Source organism: Candidatus Planktophila sp., assembly GCF_040402275.1.
GTDB lineage: Bacteria > Actinomycetota > Actinomycetes > Nanopelagicales > Nanopelagicaceae > Planktophila.
In genome coordinates this window covers 1-16,929 of record NZ_JBBAMW010000003.1, presented here as the reverse complement: position 1 = coordinate 16,929, position 16,929 = coordinate 1, and the positions used below count along the sequence as shown (strand labels likewise).

The 16,929-nt window shown below is 45.7% G+C and carries 16 protein-coding genes, 1 tRNA gene and 1 other RNA gene; 6 read left to right on the top strand and 12 right to left on the bottom strand.

The features are described 5' to 3' along the window. Position 1: 1 nt before the first annotated feature. Positions 2-1,036: a class II fructose-bisphosphate aldolase gene (fbaA, locus tag AC9UEY_RS01225; RefSeq protein ID WP_509536619.1), complete on the bottom strand. Its 1,035-nt coding sequence runs from the start codon at positions 1,034-1,036 to the stop codon at positions 2-4. Between the two features lie 350 nt (positions 1,037-1,386). Here fbaA and acs point away from each other — a divergent pair, with 350 nt between their 5' ends. Next, the gene (gene acs, locus AC9UEY_RS01220; RefSeq protein ID WP_509536616.1) at positions 1,387-3,351 is read left to right on the top strand and encodes an acetate--CoA ligase; all 1,965 of its coding nucleotides are present in this window, start codon (positions 1,387-1,389) and stop codon (positions 3,349-3,351) included. Here the strand turns inward: acs and AC9UEY_RS01215 are convergent. Beyond that, the gene (locus AC9UEY_RS01215) at positions 3,348-3,875 is read right to left on the bottom strand and encodes a TlpA family protein disulfide reductase (RefSeq protein WP_509536613.1); all 528 of its coding nucleotides are present in this window, start codon (positions 3,873-3,875) and stop codon (positions 3,348-3,350) included. The two genes, acs and AC9UEY_RS01215, sit on opposite strands and share 4 nt — an antisense overlap. Next, entirely contained in the window at positions 3,872-4,570 is a 699-nt protein-coding gene (nth, locus tag AC9UEY_RS01210; protein ID WP_509536611.1) for an endonuclease III, read from the bottom strand. The genes AC9UEY_RS01215 and nth overlap by 4 nt, the downstream gene beginning before the upstream one ends. Before the next feature lie 19 nt (positions 4,571-4,589). Here nth and AC9UEY_RS01205 point away from each other — a divergent pair, with 19 nt between their 5' ends. After that, positions 4,590-5,273: a Crp/Fnr family transcriptional regulator gene (locus tag AC9UEY_RS01205; protein WP_509536608.1), complete on the top strand. Its 684-nt coding sequence runs from the start codon at positions 4,590-4,592 to the stop codon at positions 5,271-5,273. A 3-nt stretch (positions 5,274-5,276) separates the two neighbouring features. On the opposite strand, the gene AC9UEY_RS01200 is transcribed toward AC9UEY_RS01205, so the two are convergent. The 8 genes from AC9UEY_RS01200 to ffs form a co-directional block, all read right to left on the bottom strand. Then, the gene (locus tag AC9UEY_RS01200; protein WP_509536606.1) at positions 5,277-5,744 is read right to left on the bottom strand and encodes a RidA family protein; all 468 of its coding nucleotides are present in this window, start codon (positions 5,742-5,744) and stop codon (positions 5,277-5,279) included. After that, positions 5,741-5,899, bottom strand: a complete 159-nt coding sequence (gene sp36, locus AC9UEY_RS01195) for a Sp36 family protein (RefSeq protein ID WP_509536603.1) — start codon at positions 5,897-5,899, stop codon at positions 5,741-5,743. Before sp36 ends, AC9UEY_RS01200 begins: the two co-directional genes overlap by 4 nt. Beyond that, a complete protein-coding gene (locus AC9UEY_RS01190) occupies positions 5,896-6,348 on the bottom strand; it encodes a GatB/YqeY domain-containing protein (RefSeq protein WP_509536600.1) in 453 nt (150 codons plus the stop codon). The genes sp36 and AC9UEY_RS01190 overlap by 4 nt, the downstream gene beginning before the upstream one ends. Continuing rightward, positions 6,345-7,418, bottom strand: a complete 1,074-nt coding sequence (locus AC9UEY_RS01185; RefSeq protein WP_509536597.1) for an aspartate-semialdehyde dehydrogenase — start codon at positions 7,416-7,418, stop codon at positions 6,345-6,347. The genes AC9UEY_RS01190 and AC9UEY_RS01185 overlap by 4 nt, the downstream gene beginning before the upstream one ends. Continuing rightward, the gene (locus tag AC9UEY_RS01180; protein WP_509536594.1) at positions 7,415-8,686 is read right to left on the bottom strand and encodes an aspartate kinase; all 1,272 of its coding nucleotides are present in this window, start codon (positions 8,684-8,686) and stop codon (positions 7,415-7,417) included. Before AC9UEY_RS01180 ends, AC9UEY_RS01185 begins: the two co-directional genes overlap by 4 nt. Positions 8,687-8,776: 90 nt before the next feature. Continuing rightward, the gene (recR, locus tag AC9UEY_RS01175) at positions 8,777-9,370 is read right to left on the bottom strand and encodes a recombination mediator RecR (protein WP_509536830.1); all 594 of its coding nucleotides are present in this window, start codon (positions 9,368-9,370) and stop codon (positions 8,777-8,779) included. A 12-nt stretch (positions 9,371-9,382) separates the two neighbouring features. Next, entirely contained in the window at positions 9,383-11,107 is a 1,725-nt protein-coding gene (locus AC9UEY_RS01170) for a DNA polymerase III subunit gamma and tau (RefSeq protein WP_509536592.1), read from the bottom strand. Positions 11,108-11,161: 54 nt separating this feature from the next. Continuing rightward, an RNA gene (gene ffs, locus AC9UEY_RS01165) (signal recognition particle sRNA small type) lies at positions 11,162-11,259 on the bottom strand. A gap of 41 nt (positions 11,260-11,300) precedes the next feature. Here ffs and AC9UEY_RS01160 point away from each other — a divergent pair. The 3 genes from AC9UEY_RS01160 to AC9UEY_RS01150 all read left to right on the top strand — a co-directional run bounded on the left by AC9UEY_RS01160 (position 11,301) and on the right by AC9UEY_RS01150 (position 13,079). Continuing rightward, positions 11,301-11,385: transfer RNA gene (locus tag AC9UEY_RS01160), tRNA-Ser, on the top strand. Between the two features lie 84 nt (positions 11,386-11,469). Further along, positions 11,470-12,375: a proline iminopeptidase-family hydrolase gene (locus AC9UEY_RS01155; RefSeq protein ID WP_509536589.1), complete on the top strand. Its 906-nt coding sequence runs from the start codon at positions 11,470-11,472 to the stop codon at positions 12,373-12,375. A 158-nt stretch (positions 12,376-12,533) separates the two neighbouring features. Further along, positions 12,534-13,079: a hypothetical protein gene (locus AC9UEY_RS01150; RefSeq protein WP_509536586.1), complete on the top strand. Its 546-nt coding sequence runs from the start codon at positions 12,534-12,536 to the stop codon at positions 13,077-13,079. Between the two features lie 16 nt (positions 13,080-13,095). On the opposite strand, the gene AC9UEY_RS01145 is transcribed toward AC9UEY_RS01150, so the two are convergent. Beyond that, on the bottom strand, positions 13,096-14,514 hold the full coding sequence (locus AC9UEY_RS01145; RefSeq protein ID WP_509536583.1) for an NAD-dependent succinate-semialdehyde dehydrogenase: 1,419 nt from the start codon (positions 14,512-14,514) through the stop codon (positions 13,096-13,098). Between the two features lie 104 nt (positions 14,515-14,618). Between AC9UEY_RS01145 and AC9UEY_RS01140 the strand changes: the two genes are divergently transcribed. Next, on the top strand, positions 14,619-16,929 hold a 2,311-nt coding region (locus AC9UEY_RS01140; protein ID WP_509536580.1), incomplete at its 3' end, for an amino acid permease.

Here is a 16,929-nt window from a genome sequence, read left to right as displayed (position 1 = left end):
ATTACTTAAGTGATGAAGTACCGGTTGAGCGCAAATCTTCGCAACCACGAACAACGCGAGCTGCCATTCCTGCTTCTGCAGCCTTGCCCCATGCACGTGGATCGTAAGCCTTCTTGTTTCCAACTTCTCCATCAATCTTTAGTACGCCATCGTAGTTCTTGAGCATGTGCTCAACCACTGGACGGGTGAAGGCGTACTGAGTGTCGGTATCGATATTCATCTTTATTACGCCGTAATCAAGTGATTCGCGGATCTCAGAAAGAAGTGAGCCAGAACCACCGTGGAATACCAAGTCCATTGGCTTGCTTCCTGCTGGCAGGCCTAGCTTTGCAGCAACTGCTTCTTGAAGAGTTGCAAGAATTTTTGGTTGCAATACAACGTTACCTGGCTTATATACACCGTGAACATTTCCGAATGTTGCTGCCACCATGTAGCGAGCATTGACATCTGTTCCTAGAGTTTCAAGTGTCATTAGGGCATCTTCAGGTGTTGAGTACAGCTTTGCATCATGCTTTGCTTCGATGCCATCTTCTTCTCCACCAACAACGCCGATTTCAATTTCAAGAATTGTCTTGGCAGCAACTGACATCGCAAGCATTTCCTTAGCGACCTTCATGTTTTCAACCATGTCTACCGCTGATCCATCCCACATATGTGAGTTGAACAATGGAGCCTTACCTGACTTAATTCGATCTGCGCCAAATGCAAGAAGTGGACGCATGAAGCCATCTAGCTTTTCAGCTGGGCAGTGATCTGTGTGAATTCCAATATTTACTTTGTAGTTCTTGGCAACAACATGAGCAAACTCTGCGAGCGCAACTGCGCCATCAACCATGTTCTTTACAGTTGAACCTGATGCGTATTCCGCACCACCCCATGAAAACTGGATGATTCCATCTGACTCTGCTTCGGCGAAACCACGAATAGCAGCTGTGATGGTCTGTGATGATGAAACGTTAATTGCTGGATATGCGAATGCGCCCTTTTTCGCGCGATCCAACATCTCCGCATAAATTTCGGGGGTTGCAATTGGCATTCTGACTCCTAAGAACTCGTTGTAATTCTTTAGACTGAGCGCTTCATTGAGTCGTCTAGAGGCTTACGGCCAATCCTCTCACCTTCGTCCACATGGCACAAAAAGACCCTCCGCACGGGGTTACGGAGGGCCTTTTCTTGAGTTAGCTCACCGTTTTGAGAGCGTTAGCCAAGAATTTGGCCAGGGCGGCTACCAAGACTGGGCTGCTGAGCAGTTTGATGAGCATCAATATGAAGGATGTAAGCATTCTTTCTCCTCTCTTTGGCGCATCTTCAAGCCAGTTGATACTTCAAAAATCCATCACCGCTTTGTCTGTTGATAACAATGCCTAACAGGTAACCTCTTACGTTATGAGCCACAATCACGAGTCCCTAGAAAACCTGCTCAGCGAGGATCGCTTGTTTCCTCCATCAGCAGAGTTTGCGGCACAAGCAAATGCAAAGCCTGAACTTTATGACAAGGCTGAAAAAGATCGTTTGGCGTTCTGGGATGAGCAAGCCAAAGAACTCTCGTGGCAAACACTGTGGAATAAAACTCTTGATTGGCAGTCACCCTTTGCTAAGTGGTTTATTGGGGGAAAGATCAACGCCTCTGTTAACGCGCTAGATCGTCACGTGCAAGAAGGACGTGGAGATCGCGTTGCATTTCACTTTGAAGGCGAACCTGGCGACACTCAGACAATTACATACGCGCAGTTATTAACTGAAGTTAAGAAAACTGCAAATGCATTAATTGAACTAGGTGTTGTTGCAGGCGATCGTGTTGCGATTTACATGCCAATGATTCCAGAAGCTGCAATTGCCATGCTTGCATGTGCTCGTATTGGTGCACCTCATTCAGTTGTCTTTGGTGGTTTTTCTGCAGAAGCGTTGCTTTCTAGAATTCAAGATGCGGATGCAAAGTTAGTAATTACTGCTGATGGTGGATTTAGAAAGGGAAGTGCGTTTGCATTAAAGCCGGCTGTTGATGAAGCACTCAAAGGTAAGCACAATGTGAAGAATGTTTTAGTGGTGCAACGTACCAAACAAGAAACAGCCTGGAACTCGGCAACTGATGTGTGGTGGCATGAGATTGTTGGTCGCCAATCTGCAGATCACACCCCAGAGTTCTTTGATTCTGAGCACCCGTTATTTATTTTGTACACATCAGGCACCACTGCTAAACCAAAGGGAATCTTCCACACAACAGGTGGCTACTTAACCCAGGCCGCTTACACTCATCGAGTTGTCTTTGATATTAAGCCCGAAACAGATGTTTATTGGTGCACGGCAGATGTGGGTTGGATTACCGGTCATAGCTACATTGTCTATGGACCGCTGATTAATGGGGCAACGCAGGTCATGTATGAAGGAACCCCTGATACGCCACATAAGGGACGTATCTTTGAGTTAATTCAAAAGTACGGCATCACTATTTTGTATACCGCTCCAACATTGATTCGCACCTGGATGAAATGGGGAGATGAATTTCCTAACAAACACAACCTCACATCGCTGCGTTTATTGGGATCAGTTGGTGAACCAATTAATCCAGAAGCATGGATGTGGTATCGCGAGGTTATTGGTGGAAACCGTTGCCCAATTGTTGACACCTGGTGGCAAACAGAAACTGGTGGAATCATGATTTCACCGTTGCCTGGTGTTACTGCAACTAAGCCGGGATCGGCCATGACTGCGATTCCTGGAATTAGCGCAGTTGTTGTTGATGATAACGGAAAACCGGTTGGAAAAGGATATGGTGGTTATTTGATTTTAGATAAGCCTTGGCCCGGCATGCTGCGCGGTATTTGGGGCGAAGATGAGCGATACAAAGAAACTTATTGGTCAAGATTTGAAGGAATCTACTTTGCTGGAGATGGTGCAAAGTTAGATAAAGATGGTGCGATCTGGTTACTTGGTCGAGTCGATGATGTAATGAATGTTTCTGGTCACCGAATCTCAACAACAGAGGTTGAATCCGCACTTGTTTCACATGAATCAGTTGCAGAGGCGGCAGTAGTTGGTGCCGCAGATGCGATGACAGGCCAAGGGATTGTTGCATTCGTTATTTTGCGTGGCGGTATTGAACATGCAAAGGGAGAAACACTCATCACTGATCTGCGTAACCATGTCGCCAAGCAAATCGGTGCCATCGCAAAGCCTCGTCAGATACTTGTTGTTGCAGAACTTCCAAAGACTAGAAGTGGCAAAATCATGCGCCGATTACTGAAAGATGTAGCTGAAAACCGCCAAGTTGGCGATGCGACAACATTGGCAGATCCCAATGTTATGCGCTTGATTTCAGATGGATTACATACTTCAAAGGATGAGGATTAGAGCTTCACACCTAAGTACTTGTTTGTCAGTGTGATCAGTTCTATTTCATCTTTAAATGCGCCAATTTTCTTACCTGCTACCGAACCGTCTGCTGCAATAAACCAGGTGACCGGAACCCCTAATCCAAAGTACTTTCGTGAACGCCCATCTGGATCATATAAATTGGGCCAAAGGATGCCGTTTCGTTCTACGAAGGTGCGGCCATCATCAAAATTAGCTTCTTCAACATCTACACCAATGAGTGCGACTTTACCTTTAGCTTTTTCATAAAAGGATCTAAGGAGAGGAATTTCTTCTTTGCACGGTCCACACCAAGATCCCCACACATTAACAATCATGGGTCCCCGAAGTGCGCCTAGTTGCGCGCCTTCACTTCGATCTAAGCAATCCATTGTTACGCCACCAGTAAAAGTCTTATCTTGTGAAATAGATTCACATGAAACGACTTCGCCTTTTACATAGGAAGATGATGGAGAACAAGCGGTCAGCAATAGAAGAGCAACCATCACTAATGCTCGCTTCATCTGAAATCCTTATCTGTTTTTACCAACAGTAACGCCTTGCCTTTATCCATCTCACCAATACCAACACTTGGACAGATCTTTGCAACAGGACATGCTCCACACGCAGGTTTGCGTGAGTGGCAGATTCGTCGTCCATGCCAAATAATTCGTTGTGAAAGATTTGTCCATTCAGCCTGTGGAATCAACTGCTGCACAACCATTTCGACTTTTTCGGGATCTGTTTCTTTGGTCCAACCAAATCGGCGAGACAAGCGTCCGAAGTGGGTATCGACAGTGATTCCTGGGGTATCAAATGCATGCCCTAAAACAACATTGGCGGTCTTTCGACCAACCCCTGGCAAGGTGATTAATTCCTCAAGAGTTTGTGGAACTTCTCCCCCAAAATCTTCTACGATTTTAAGGTTACAACCTTTAATATTCCTAGCCTTCGCATGAAAAAAACCAGTGGAGTGAATTAACTTTTCAATGTCTAGGATGTCGGCCTTCACGTATGCCTTTGAGGTTTTGTACTTCTTAAACAGCGCTGGAGTAACTGTGTTTACTCTCTTATCTGTGCACTGAGCGCTAAGAATCGTTGCCATCAAGAGTTCAAGGGGGTTCGTAAAATCCAATTCACAGTCGACCTCTGGATAGGTCTTCACCAAAATGCGGTAGACCGCCCGAGCCTGTTTGCAGGTTTCGCTATCGACCTTCATGGGTAGTAAAGTACCCCTCGTGCCCATAGATCAAGAAGTTATTCGCAAAGCGCCCCTTTTTACCGCGCTTGATGATGCCGCTTCGGCTTCCCTGCTTGCGAACATGGTTTCCGTAAAGATTGCAAAGGGAACTATCTTGTTTGCCGAGGGCGATGGGGGCGATCAGCTCTATGTAATAGCCGAGGGCAAACTAAAACTTGGAACTTCAAGTGGTGATGGCCGTGAAAACCTACTGTCAATCCTTGGACCCGGCGAAATGTTCGGCGAGTTAAGTCTTTTTGATCCAGGCCCACGTACTTCAACTGCAACGGCTGTTACCGATGCAAAGTTGTTAAGTCTGGGACAAGAAAAATTGCTTCCATGGCTTGCTGAAAATCCAAAGGTTTCGCTGCAACTTCTCGCTAGTTTGGCGCAGCGACTACGCCGCACTAATGAAGCAGTTGGCGACTTAGTGTTCTCTGATGTTCCAGGACGTGTTGCCAAAGCTCTTATTGATCTGGGTGAGCGTTTTGGAAAGAAAACTGATGAAGGTTTATTTGTTCACCATGATCTCACTCAAGAAGAATTGGCCCAACTAGTTGGTGCATCACGCGAAACTGTTAATAAAGCACTTGCTGATTTCGCAGGACGCAACTGGTTAAAGCTAGATGGTCGTGCAGTACTAATTACAGATTTCGAACGACTCTTAAAGAGAAGTAAGTAAGCGTTAGTCGGTAATTTCGACTGTTAGTTCAATCTCCACTGGTGAGTTAAGTGGAAGCTCTGCAATTCCAACAGCGCTACGTGCATGCTTTGCACCGTCGCCCCAGATTGCAATAAACAGTTCCGATGCTCCATTAACTACACCAGGATGACCGATAAAGCCAGGAACTCCGTTTACATATCCAACTACGCGAACAATCTTTGTAATTTTGTTGACATCAGCAACGGTTTCAACTGCAGCTAGCGCATTGAGTGCACAAACTTGTGCAAGCTCCTTTGCACGCTCAGGTGAGATCTCTCCGTCAACCTTTCCAACGCCAGCCATTTCTCCGCCAGCAAGAGGAAGTTGTCCTGCTGTAAAAACTAAATTGCCTGTACGAATTGCTGGAACATAAGCAGCAACTGGCTTTGCAGCAACTGGAAGCTCTAAACCAAGTTCAGCTAGCTTCGCACGAACATCAACCCTATTCATGCAATTGCTCTCTTCATGTATGCAACAAGCTGCTCGCCGCTGCCGGGTGCTGGAATAACTTGCACAAGCTCCCAACCATCTGAACCCCATGTATCAAGGATCTGCTTAGTTGCATGTGAAAGAAGTGGAACTGTCGCGTATTCATACTTAATCATTTGTTGAGACTCTCTTTCACTAGTGATGAAACAAGTGCCCCATCAGCCTTTCCTGCAATCTTTGCCTTGATGGCACCCATTACCTTGCCCATATCTGCAGGGCCTGCAGCACCAGTTGATGCGATTGCATCAGCAATGATTGCCTTAACCTCATCTGCAGTAAACTGCGCAGGCAAATACTTAGCAATAACTTCTCCTTCAGACTTTTCTAGTGCAGCCTTTTGTGGATGGCCAGCACCTTCAAATGCTTCTGCTGCTTCACGACGCTTCTTTGCTTCGCGCGACAACACAACAATTACTTCATCATCGCTAAGCACGCGTGCTTCCTTGCCGGCAACCTCTTCATTAGTGATTGCGGTTAGAACCATACGGATAGTGCTGGATGTAATCTCGTTGCGACCACGGATTGCTTCAGTTAAGTCGGCGCGTAATGTTTCTTTGATCGTCATTTTGTTAACTCTACCGCCAATAGCTCGGCAATTTGAGCGGTATTAAGCGCTGCTCCCTTGCGTAGATTGTCTCCACACAAGAACAAATCAAGAGATTTCTTATCATCTGGTGATCTGCGTACTCGACCCACCCACGTTGCATCTGTTCCAACAGCATCATTTGGCGTTGGAAACTTCTTATTCTCTGGGTCATCAAGCAAGATAACTCCTGCTGCCTTTTCAAGCAGCTTTTGCGCTCCCTTGCGAGTGACATCATTCTTAAAGGTTGCATGCACCACAAGTGAATGTGTTGTCAGAACTGGAACACGAACACATGTTGCAGAAACCTTTAAGCGTGGCATTCCTAGAATCTTGCGAGATTCATTGCGAACCTTGAGCTCTTCAGATGTGTGTCCATCTTCCTTTAATGATCCTGCCCATGGCACAACATTGAGTGCAAGAGGTGCAGGAAATGGCCCTGAATCCTTTACGTGCTTGCGAACATCACCAGTTGCTTCACCGGCATTGGTTCCTGCAACTGCCAAAATCTGTTCACGCAACGCATCGATACCAGATTGCCCAGCTCCCGATGCTGCTTGATATGAAGCAACAACAAGTTCCTTCAACTGATACTTCTTGTTGAGTGCGCCCATTGCAACAATCATTGAAAGAGTTGTGCAGTTTGGATTTGAGATAATTCCCTTTGGACGCTTCTTTGTATCCTTTGGATTAACTTCAGGAACCACCAATGGAACCTTTGGATCCATTCGAAATGCGCCAGAGTTATCAACAACGATTGCACCACGAGAGACAGCAATCGGTGCCCACTCTGCAGAAACTTCATCTGGAACATCAAACATTGCAACATCGATGCCGTCAAAAGCTTCAGGAGAAAGTGCGACAACGGTCAACTCTTCTCCGCGGCACATTAACTTCTTGCCTGCACTGCGCGCCGAAGCGATCAGACGGATCTCGCCCCACACATCTTTGCGCTCAGACAAAATGCTGAGCATTACGGTGCCGACTGCACCAGTGGCACCTACTACTGCAAGTGTTGGTTTCTTTGGGACTTTCTTAACTTTTTTACTCATCGCCCAGTTCCTCCATATACAACAGCTTCATTTTGATCTGCATCTAATGCAAACGCGGTGTGAGCAGCCTTGGCTCCGCGCTCAAGATCTGTCTCGCGACAAATAATTGAAATACGAATTTCAGAGGTTGAAATCATTTCAATATTCACGCCTGCATCAGATAAAGCACCAAAGAATGTTGCAGTAACACCTGGATGTGAGCGCATACCAGCACCAACTAATGACAATTTGCCGATTTGATCATCGTATTGAATTGAAGCAAAGCCAACTTCACCTTGTAGCTTCTGCAAAATTGCAGTTGCCCCAGCACCTTCTGCCTTTGGTAATGTGAATGAAATGTCTGTAAGACCAGTGGCGGCGGCAGAAACATTCTGCACGATCATGTCGATGTTGATGTCGGCATCTGCAATCGCTTGGAAGATGCGTGCAGCAACACCAGTTCGGTCGGGCACTCCGACAATCGTTATCTTTGCCTCAGACTTATCATGTGCGATTCCTGAGATGATTGCTTGTTCCATTGCGCCTCCTTCTGGATGATCTTTGACCACCCATGTTCCTTCATTTGTTGTAAAAGATGAACGTACGTGAATTGGTAAATTGTAACGGCGTGCGTATTCAACGCAACGCAAGTGCAGCACCTTTGCACCGCTTGCTGCGAGTTCAAGCATTTCATCATAAGTAACTGTCTTTAACTTACGAGCATCTGGAACAACTCGTGGGTCGGCGCTAAATACCCCATCAACATCTGTGTAAATTTCGCACACGTCTGCATCTAACGCCGCAGCTAATGCAACAGCTGTTGTGTCACTGCCACCTCGACCCAGAGTTGTTACATCTTTTGTATCTTGCGAAATTCCTTGGAAGCCGGCAACAATTGCGATTGATCCAGCATCTAACGCTTCTTTAATTCGACCAGGTGTCACATCAATAATACGAGCGCGACCATGTGCAGAAGTTGTAATCACACCTGCTTGGCTGCCTGTGAACGACAGAGCTTCGTGGCCTAAGTTATTAATTGCCATTGCAAGAAGTGCCATTGAAATTCGCTCACCGGCAGTTAGCAACATATCTAACTCACGGCCCTGAGGAATAGGAGTGATTTGTTCAGCCAGATCAATCAACTCATCGGTTGTATCGCCCATGGCAGAGACCACAACAACAACCTGATTACCGTCCCGCTTTGCCGCCACAATTCTGTTGGCAACGCGCTTTAGCCCTGCCGCATCTGCCACGGATGAGCCGCCGTACTTCTGAACAATTAACCCCATGGCTCAATCATGAAGCACAAAATCTTGTGGGGCTACCCAATTTCTCGCTTTTCCCAAATAATGAGACAAGTAGCATCTCAATTAATGAGATTAAACATCCCTACGGCCCTCAAAGGCACGGCCCAAGGTAACTTCATCGGCATACTCCAAATCTCCGCCTACTGGCAATCCGCTGGCCAAGCGCGAGACCTTTATATCCATCGGCTTAATAAGTCGGGATAGATAGGTAGCTGTTGCTTCACCTTCAAGGTTGGGATCAGTTGCCAAGATTACTTCAACGATTCCAGCATCTGCCAAACGAACCATTAATTCACGTATGCGAAGTTGTTCCGGACCAATGCCATCGATCGGACTAATCGCACCACCTAGCACATGGTACTTACCGCGAAATTCTCGAGTACGTTCAATTGCAATTACATCTTTGCTCTCTTCAACAACACAAATGGTGGTGTTATCGCGGCGAGGATCCCGGCAAATGCGGCATTCATCCTCTTCTGAAACATTTCCACACACAACACAAAACTTAACGCGCTCTTTAACTACACGAATTGAGTCAACAAGAGCTGATGCAACTTCGGCATCAGATTGCAAGATGTGAAAAGCAATTCGCTGGGCACTCTTTGGGCCAATACCTGGCAGGCGACCTAGCGCATCAATTAAATCTTGAATTGCACCCTCATACATTCCTGACATCTATTACTTACCCTCAACAATTTTTGCGCCAAGCTCTTTTGCCAAAAGCGCAGCACCTGACAAAAGCACAGCATCACTTGGTGCTTCAGAGGTTCTTGTCTCACGGGCAGCCGGTGTATTGGTATCAATTGAAGGATCAACGACAACTGCAATCTTTCGATCCAGTCCCACCACATCAATAAATGCATTACGTAGAATCACATCAGATTCAGAACGCTCAAAGCTTTCCTTAGCCCCAGCATTAATAATGCCAATAGTGATTGCATCTTCATCAACGCTCAATACCTGCGCAGATGCACTTAAGAGGGACCAAGTCAGCCTGCGACGCTTCTTCACATCTTCAATCACATCAGGCCATGCTCGTCTAAGTGCTGCAATATCGAAGTTACCCGGTACGTGCGCCTTCGGTACGGAGACAGGGGCGGAGTTCTTTTCTTTAATGGGCGTTACAACTTCTTCAGCTTTAGAGGGAGTGACATCAGAAACCGAATGAGTGGAGGTTGCTTTTTCTTTTGGCTCCACGGTTCGTGTTTCTGAAGAACGAACGGATGTAGTGAGAGGCGCAATATTTTCAGCACGTTCAAGTCTTTCAATTCGAGACAACATTCCCGCCTCAGTGTTATCGCCAATCGGCAACAAAATGCGCCCACAAATCAGCTCCAGGATCAAGCGGGGAGCTGTAGCACCACGCATTTGGGTCAAACCTTCTGCTGCAATATCTGCTGCTCGTGAAAGATTTGCAGTTCCAATTCTGTTTGCCTGATTGCGCATGCGTTCCATTTGATCATCTGGCATATCGCGCAAGATTGAATTAACTGTTGAATCCTTTAACGCATCTACAATCATTAAATCGCGGATACGTTCCAACATATCGCTAGTAAATCTGCGTGGATCATGTCCTGATTCAATGACACGATCGATTGTCTTAAATAGTGTTGCCCCATCATGGGCGGCAATCGCATCGATTGCATCATCTAGAAGCGCACCATCTGTGAAGCCAAGTAGTTGAATTGCAATTTCATAGCTAACGCCATCTTTGCCGGCACCAGCTAAAAGCTGACCTAGGACAGAGAGTGCATCACGCACAGAGCCGCCAGATGCCCGCACTACAAGTGGAATAACACCCTTATCAACCTTTACGCCTTCAGCGTTACAAACCTTTTCAAGATGAGCAGCCAGAGTTCCTGGTGGAACTAAGCGGAATGGGTAGTGGTGTGTACGAGAACGGATAGTTGCAATCAACTTATCTGGTTCTGTCGTAGCGAAAATGAAAATCACATGTGCTGGTGGCTCTTCCACAACTTTAAGTAGTGCATTGGCAGCACCTGGTCCAAGCTGATGTGCCTCATCAATAATGTAAATCTTGTAACGACTTTGTACTGGTGCAAAGAATGCTTTGTCGCGAAGATCGCGGGCATCGTCTACTAAACCGTGCGTGGCTGCATCTAGTTCAATCACATCTAATGAACCTGGACCATTCGCAACTAGATCTTTACATGACTGACATTCACCACATGGATTTGGTGTTGGACCTTTTTCACAATTTAGCGAGCGCGCCATGATTCGTGCGCTAGAAGTTTTTCCGCAACCACGTGGACCACTAAATAAATATGCGTGGTGTGTGCGACCTGATTCCAGAGCATTTGAAAGTGGAACAGTTACATGTTCTTGTCCGATGACATCTGCAAAAACAGAGGGACGATATTTACGATACAAAGCTAAAGACATCGCCGTGCTCCTCTACTGTTCGTCGCGCCCATTTTTCCTTCTTGCAAACCCTATTAAAAGGACCCCTCGCACACCCGCCAGAGCGGACCTACCCTTGCTGCATTCCTGCCCTGGGGGAGTTCAGTACGGATAACGCCGTACGAGGGATCTGGCGTAATCATAGTTACAGCCACCGATAGAGTTCACCTCCTCGGGAGGATTCGCATAGCGGCCGAGTGCGCACGCTTGGAAAGCGTGTATAGGGCAACCTATCGAGGGTTCAAATCCCTCATCCTCCGCTCAGAAGGTTCATTTAAAAACTATTCCACTCCCGGTGCTCCCAGCGTACCGTTGCCAATCATGGCAAAGAGTGGAGAGCAATAATGGCTGAGCAAGCACTTGACTACACCGGAACGATGCAATGGAAGTACGGCAGCACTTGGTATCGAGTCGTTGGAGATTTGAAATCCAAGCTGACTCCGGCTGTTGTCATACATGGTGGACCTGGTGCTCCACATAACTATGTTCTCGGAATTGTTCATCTCATCGCTATGTCGGGCCGTCCGGTAATTGTCTACGATCAAATTGGATGTGGTCAATCAACGCATTTAAATGACAAGCCAAGTGAGTTCTGGACCGTTGAGCTCTTTAAAGAAGAACTTGATTTGCTATTGAAAGAATTAAAGATTTCGAAGAAGTACATCCTTGTTGGTCAATCATGGGGTGGAATTCTTTCCTTTGCGCACGCAGTTGAAAAGCCAAAGGGGTTGAAAGGTCTTGTAATTGCCAATTCTCTTGCATCTGTTCCAAAGTGGTTGCCTGAAATTGAAAGACTTGTTTCTGAATTACCCGCGGTACATCGCAAAGCAGTCCACAAGGGTTTAAAGGAAGGTAATTACACCTCTCCTGAGTTTGAAGCAGCAAATGATTTCTTCACTATACGACATTTGGTGCGCGTTCCAATGACAACAGATGTGGCTGAAGCCTTTGGTCAACTTGCAGTAAATCCGACTGTTTATGCAGCGATGTGGGGGCCTGTTGAATTTGCACCTATCGGCTCATTAAATACCTGGGATGTAGAAGATCAACTCAAGAAAATAAAAGTTCCAACACTTCTTATTAATGGAAAATTCGACGAGGTAACTCCAAAGATGCAAAAGCATCTTGTGAAAAAGATTAAAGGTGCTGAGTGGGTCTGTCTTCCTTATTCTTCACACCTTTCATGGGTAGAAGAACCTGCAGCATGGATAAACGCTGTGAGTGATTTCTTGAAGCGTAAGAAGCTCTAGCTGAGATTAGTCCTGGGGGTGGTTCTCATCTCATTTAACTATTTCATACCACTTATTGATGAAGTTTTTCTACAAAGTTGGATGCTGTCGAGTGCATAACTCAGAACTAGAGTTAAAAAGTCACTCTGCGTAATTTAGATTCTTTGTACATTCTCATCATGAGAAAAAATAGAAATATAAATGAAGTGTCAAATAGTGAGCAGGGCTGGGCAGAAATTCTAATAGTCTCTGAAGAAATTGAGTCTGACAATTGGGATGAGTTAGAAGCAGATTCGTTCTACCAAACTTCTAAAATGGATCGCTTTCGATGGCGCATAATGAAAAAACTAGCCAACTACTGGTTCAAAAAACTCGTGAAGGGTTTCGCGCGCAGTGTTTACGATATCGGTTCTGGCGACTTTGGATTGTTCGTTCAAACACAACGGTACGCTCCAAGAGCGCAATACTTGTTAAAAAATAAGTGGATGACTATTCAATTCGGGTTTTATCTTATTGAATACACGATTATCGACGGAGTTGCTTACGGTTTCTATTCCTTGAATTATGGAGTTAGATATGTATTTTTCATGGAATCGGAATTGACTAAAAATCAAGAATCAAACATAAAAATTCTTACTAATCTGTTTAAAGAAACGGAAGAATTCCTATATCAAACATTTGCCGATCGAAAACCGCCATACACTCCGAACTATCTATTTAGATAGCTAAATCCCCAATAGATTAGATCTCTACGCCAATGAACTTGGTCTGCAAGAACTCATGAATTCCATCAAAGCCACCTTCGCGGCCCAAGCCTGATTGCTTCACGCCACCAAATGGTGCGGCTGGATCTGAGATAACACCCTTATTGATTGCAACCATTCCTGATTCCATCGCCTCCGCTGTGCGCAGTGCGCGGGTCAGGTTTGAAGAGAAGACATAACTAATAAGACCAAAATCGGTGTCATTAGCCATTTCGATTCCTTCTTCATCGGTATCAAAAATAACAATTGGTGCAACTGGTCCAAAGATTTCATGCAGCAGGATTGGGTTATCTTTTTTAACAACTAACACCGTTGCTGGGTAGAAAGCGCCATTACCTTCAGGCTTAACTCCACCAACTTCAACCTTTGCACCAGCTGCGATTGATTCATCAACTATGTCAGCAATCTTGTTGCGCTCTTTCATTGAAACATAAGCGCCAAGTGTCGTTGTGGCTTCAGTTCCACGGCCCATTACATATGAGCTCATGGACTTAGTCATCTCTGCAATGAACTTATCTGCAATACCTCGTTGAACAAAGATTCGGTTTGCAGATGTGCAAGCAGCACCACCATTGCGCATCTTTGCAAGGGACAGCTGCGGAATTGTTACTGCTAGATCTGCATCATCATGAATAACAACTTGTGCATTTCCGCCAAGCTCCATAGAGCAGCGAATAACGCGGTCTGCAGCCTCTTTAAGAAGGATGCGACCAGTTTCTGTTGAACCTGTAAAGGAAAGGTTCTTAACACGTGGATCATGCAACATCTTTGAAATTGCGGGACCTGTTTTTTCTGGAAGAACTAAGTTTAGAACTCCCTTTGGCAAACCTGCGCGTTCCATGAGATCCACGATGTACATCGCAGTCAGTGGAGTTTCACCCGCTGGCTTTAAGACCATGGTGCAACCAGCAGCAATAGCTGGGCCGATCTTGCGGGTAGCCATTCCTGCAGGGAAGTTCCACGGTGTAATGAGAATAGAAAGACCAATTGGTTCGTGTGAGACAAGGATTCGCTTATCCCCTGATGGAGATTTACGGAAATCACCTGGTGTGCGAACAGTTTCTTCGGCAAACCAACGGAAGAATTCGGCAGCATATGCCGCTTCACCGCGAGCATCGGGCATTGCTTTTCCGTTTTCGCGAGAGATCATTGTTGCGATCGCTTCACTTTCTGCCGTCATTAATTCAAATGCTTTACGCAATATCTCTGAACGATATCTGGGGGCAGTCTTTGCCCATGCTGTTGCTGCGGCATCTGCAGCTGCAATTGCGGCATCACATTGCGCATCTCCAGCAAGGGCTACTTCGGCAATTACCGATCCGTCGCTTGGATCGTAAACAGGTAACTTTCCAATTCCATCAACCCACTGGCCATCGATATATAACTGTGTATGCATAGCCTGAAGCATACGCTTTACGCGTAAAACAGTGAAGATTGTGCGGGCTGAGGTAGAGTGATACTTATTAAATTGCAGTAAATGCAATTAAAAGAGGAGTTTAAGTGCCCAAGTCGTGGACTGATGATGCGCCAGCCCCAGAAGTTTTAAGGGATCACGCACATCTGAAGGACCCCTTTTTCTACACAATCAAACGCCGTTTATTGGGTAACCCACTTAACCGTCACTCTTTGGGCCACCAGCGCCTCAGCAAGCGTTATGCATTAGGAATTCTTTCTTCAGACTGTATTTCTTCATCTGCCTATGGTTCTGAACAGATTTTAATTGCATTACTACCAGCATTTGGATTGGCGGCTTTTGCAATCTTGATGCCAATGACGGCTGTTGTTTTAACAATTTTGGTGATCATTACATTGTCATATCGAGATGTAATTAATGTCTATACAAAGGTGGGTGGGGCATACATTGTCTCCCGCGATAACTTTGGCCCCGTAGTTGCGCAAATTGCAGCTGTTGCATTGATGCTTGATTACATCGTGACCGTTGCAATTCAATCTGCAGCAGGTGTTGCAGCAATTATCTCAACGTTCCCATCTCTTAACAGCTACAAGATTCCAATGATTTTGGTAGTAATCATCTTGCTTACTTACGGAAACCTACGTGGAGTAAAAGAAGCAGGTAAAGCATTTGCTTTACCAACGTACTTCTTCGTTGGATGCATGTTCATCGTATTCACAACTGGTCTCTACAAGGTTGTTACCGGAAATATTGATGTATTGCCTACTGATTTGCCTGGTGCTGTCCATGTTGGAGAAAGCCAAGGGCTCTTAACCTTTGCTGCGATCTTTATTCTGCTTCGCGCCTTTGCTAATGGTGGTTCATCTCTAACTGGTTTAGAAGCAATTTCTGATGGTGTGGCCTTATTTAAGACTCCTGAACATGTAAACGCTCGTCGCACCCTGTACGTGATGAGTACTTTGCTTGGAATTCTTGTTCTTGGTGTCTCATGGTTTGCCCACAAAATCCATGCAATGCCTTATGAATCCGGCACGCCAACCGTTATTTCGCAGATTGCTAAAACCATCATGGGAGATGGCACTGTGGGTCAGATTATGTTCGTAATGGTTCAGCTAGCCACAATGCTTATCTTGTTTGCTGGAGCAAACACCACATACAGCGCCTTTCCAATCTTGGTTAACTTTGTTGCAACAGATGGCTACTTGCCACGTCAACTAACAAAGCGCGGCCACCGTCTTGCTTTCTCAAACGGAATCTTGTTGCTTTCTGGTGGTGGAATCTTCTTAGTGTTAATTACCGCAGGATCTGTTGAACACCTAGTTGCTTTCTACGCACTTGGAGTTTTCACAGGCTTCACCTTGGCCGGTTTTGGAATGACTCGTCACGCACTACGCAACAAGACTGGTGCCTGGAAAGCTAAAGTATTTATCAATAGTTTGGCAGGAAGCATCTCTTCTGTTGTCGTTGTAATCTTCTCAGTTGTTAAATTTACAGAAGGTGCCTGGTTAGTTCTTGTTACTGCACCGATTTTAGTAATTGTGTTCTTGCGCTTGCGTCGCCAGTACACACGTGAACAAGAAGCATTAGTTGTTAAGCAACATCAAGAGCGTGCTACATCTATTGCGCGCCACGACGTGACTGTTCTTGTAGATAACGTTGATATTGCGACTGTTCGCGCGATTCGATATGCACGTAGTTTGAAGCCACGCAATTTAGCTGCTGTCCACTTTGTCATAGATGATCGTCGCGCTGAAGAAATCCAAGCAGCGTGGGCAGCATCGGATGCGTTAGATGATGTAACACTTGAGTTAATTGACTGTCCTGATCGTCGACTTGCTAACTCTGCTTTAGATTATGCAATTCGAATGACAGAAAAACCAGATGTTGAATTAACTTTACTTCTTCCGCGTCGTGCGTACTCTGGATTCTTAGGTCGCTTACTTCATGATCAAACTGCTGAAGAAATTGCCGCACCTATTTCACAATTGCCTCGAGTAGTTGCAACAATTGTTCCTATCGACGTGGACCGTATTACTTCTGGAATAAATTTGATTGCTGATGAAAAGGACGCTCCTGCAGTACCTGCCCCTAAGCAGATTAAAAAGGCACCACCGGTGAACCTTGATCCAGTAAGTCACTACGCCGAAAATGTGACACCAATTGGCAACATTGAATGGCGCAGACGAGCACAAGTCCAAGGTCGTGTTACATCAATTAAAATCGCGCCTCGTGGATCAGCCCCAACCCTTGAAGTCGAAATCTGGGATGAATCTGGTGGGGTTTCACTACATTTCTTAGGCCGACGTGAAATAGCTGGACTTGAAATTGGTTCTCAGTTACGCGCCGAAGGCATGGTTGGTGAAGAAGAAGGATCTATGGTGATTCTTAATCCTTCTT

Excerpts from the sequence above, each read along its gene's own strand:
- fbaA (WP_509536619.1), bottom strand. The coding sequence starts at position 1,036 with ATGCCAATTGCAACCCCCGAAATTTATGCGGAGATGTTGGATCGCGCG.
- acs (WP_509536616.1), top strand. The coding sequence starts at position 1,387 with ATGAGCCACAATCACGAGTCCCTAGAAAACCTGCTCAGCGAGGATCGC.
- AC9UEY_RS01145 (WP_509536583.1), bottom strand. The coding sequence starts at position 14,514 with ATGCATACACAGTTATATATCGATGGCCAGTGGGTTGATGGAATTGGA.
- sp36 (WP_509536603.1), bottom strand. The coding sequence starts at position 5,899 with ATGATTAAGTATGAATACGCGACAGTTCCACTTCTTTCACATGCAACT.
- AC9UEY_RS01215 (WP_509536613.1), bottom strand. The coding sequence starts at position 3,875 with ATGAAGCGAGCATTAGTGATGGTTGCTCTTCTATTGCTGACCGCTTGT.
- AC9UEY_RS01150 (WP_509536586.1), top strand. The coding sequence starts at position 12,534 with ATGAGAAAAAATAGAAATATAAATGAAGTGTCAAATAGTGAGCAGGGC.
- AC9UEY_RS01190 (WP_509536600.1), bottom strand. The coding sequence starts at position 6,348 with ATGACGATCAAAGAAACATTACGCGCCGACTTAACTGAAGCAATCCGT.
- nth (WP_509536611.1), bottom strand. The coding sequence starts at position 4,570 with ATGAAGGTCGATAGCGAAACCTGCAAACAGGCTCGGGCGGTCTACCGC.
- AC9UEY_RS01155 (WP_509536589.1), top strand. The coding sequence starts at position 11,470 with ATGGCTGAGCAAGCACTTGACTACACCGGAACGATGCAATGGAAGTAC.
- AC9UEY_RS01185 (WP_509536597.1), bottom strand. The coding sequence starts at position 7,418 with ATGAGTAAAAAAGTTAAGAAAGTCCCAAAGAAACCAACACTTGCAGTA.
- recR (WP_509536830.1), bottom strand. The coding sequence starts at position 9,370 with ATGTATGAGGGTGCAATTCAAGATTTAATTGATGCGCTAGGTCGCCTG.
- AC9UEY_RS01180 (WP_509536594.1), bottom strand. The coding sequence starts at position 8,686 with ATGGGGTTAATTGTTCAGAAGTACGGCGGCTCATCCGTGGCAGATGCG.
- AC9UEY_RS01170 (WP_509536592.1), bottom strand. The coding sequence starts at position 11,107 with ATGTCTTTAGCTTTGTATCGTAAATATCGTCCCTCTGTTTTTGCAGAT.
- AC9UEY_RS01200 (WP_509536606.1), bottom strand. The coding sequence starts at position 5,744 with ATGAATAGGGTTGATGTTCGTGCGAAGCTAGCTGAACTTGGTTTAGAG.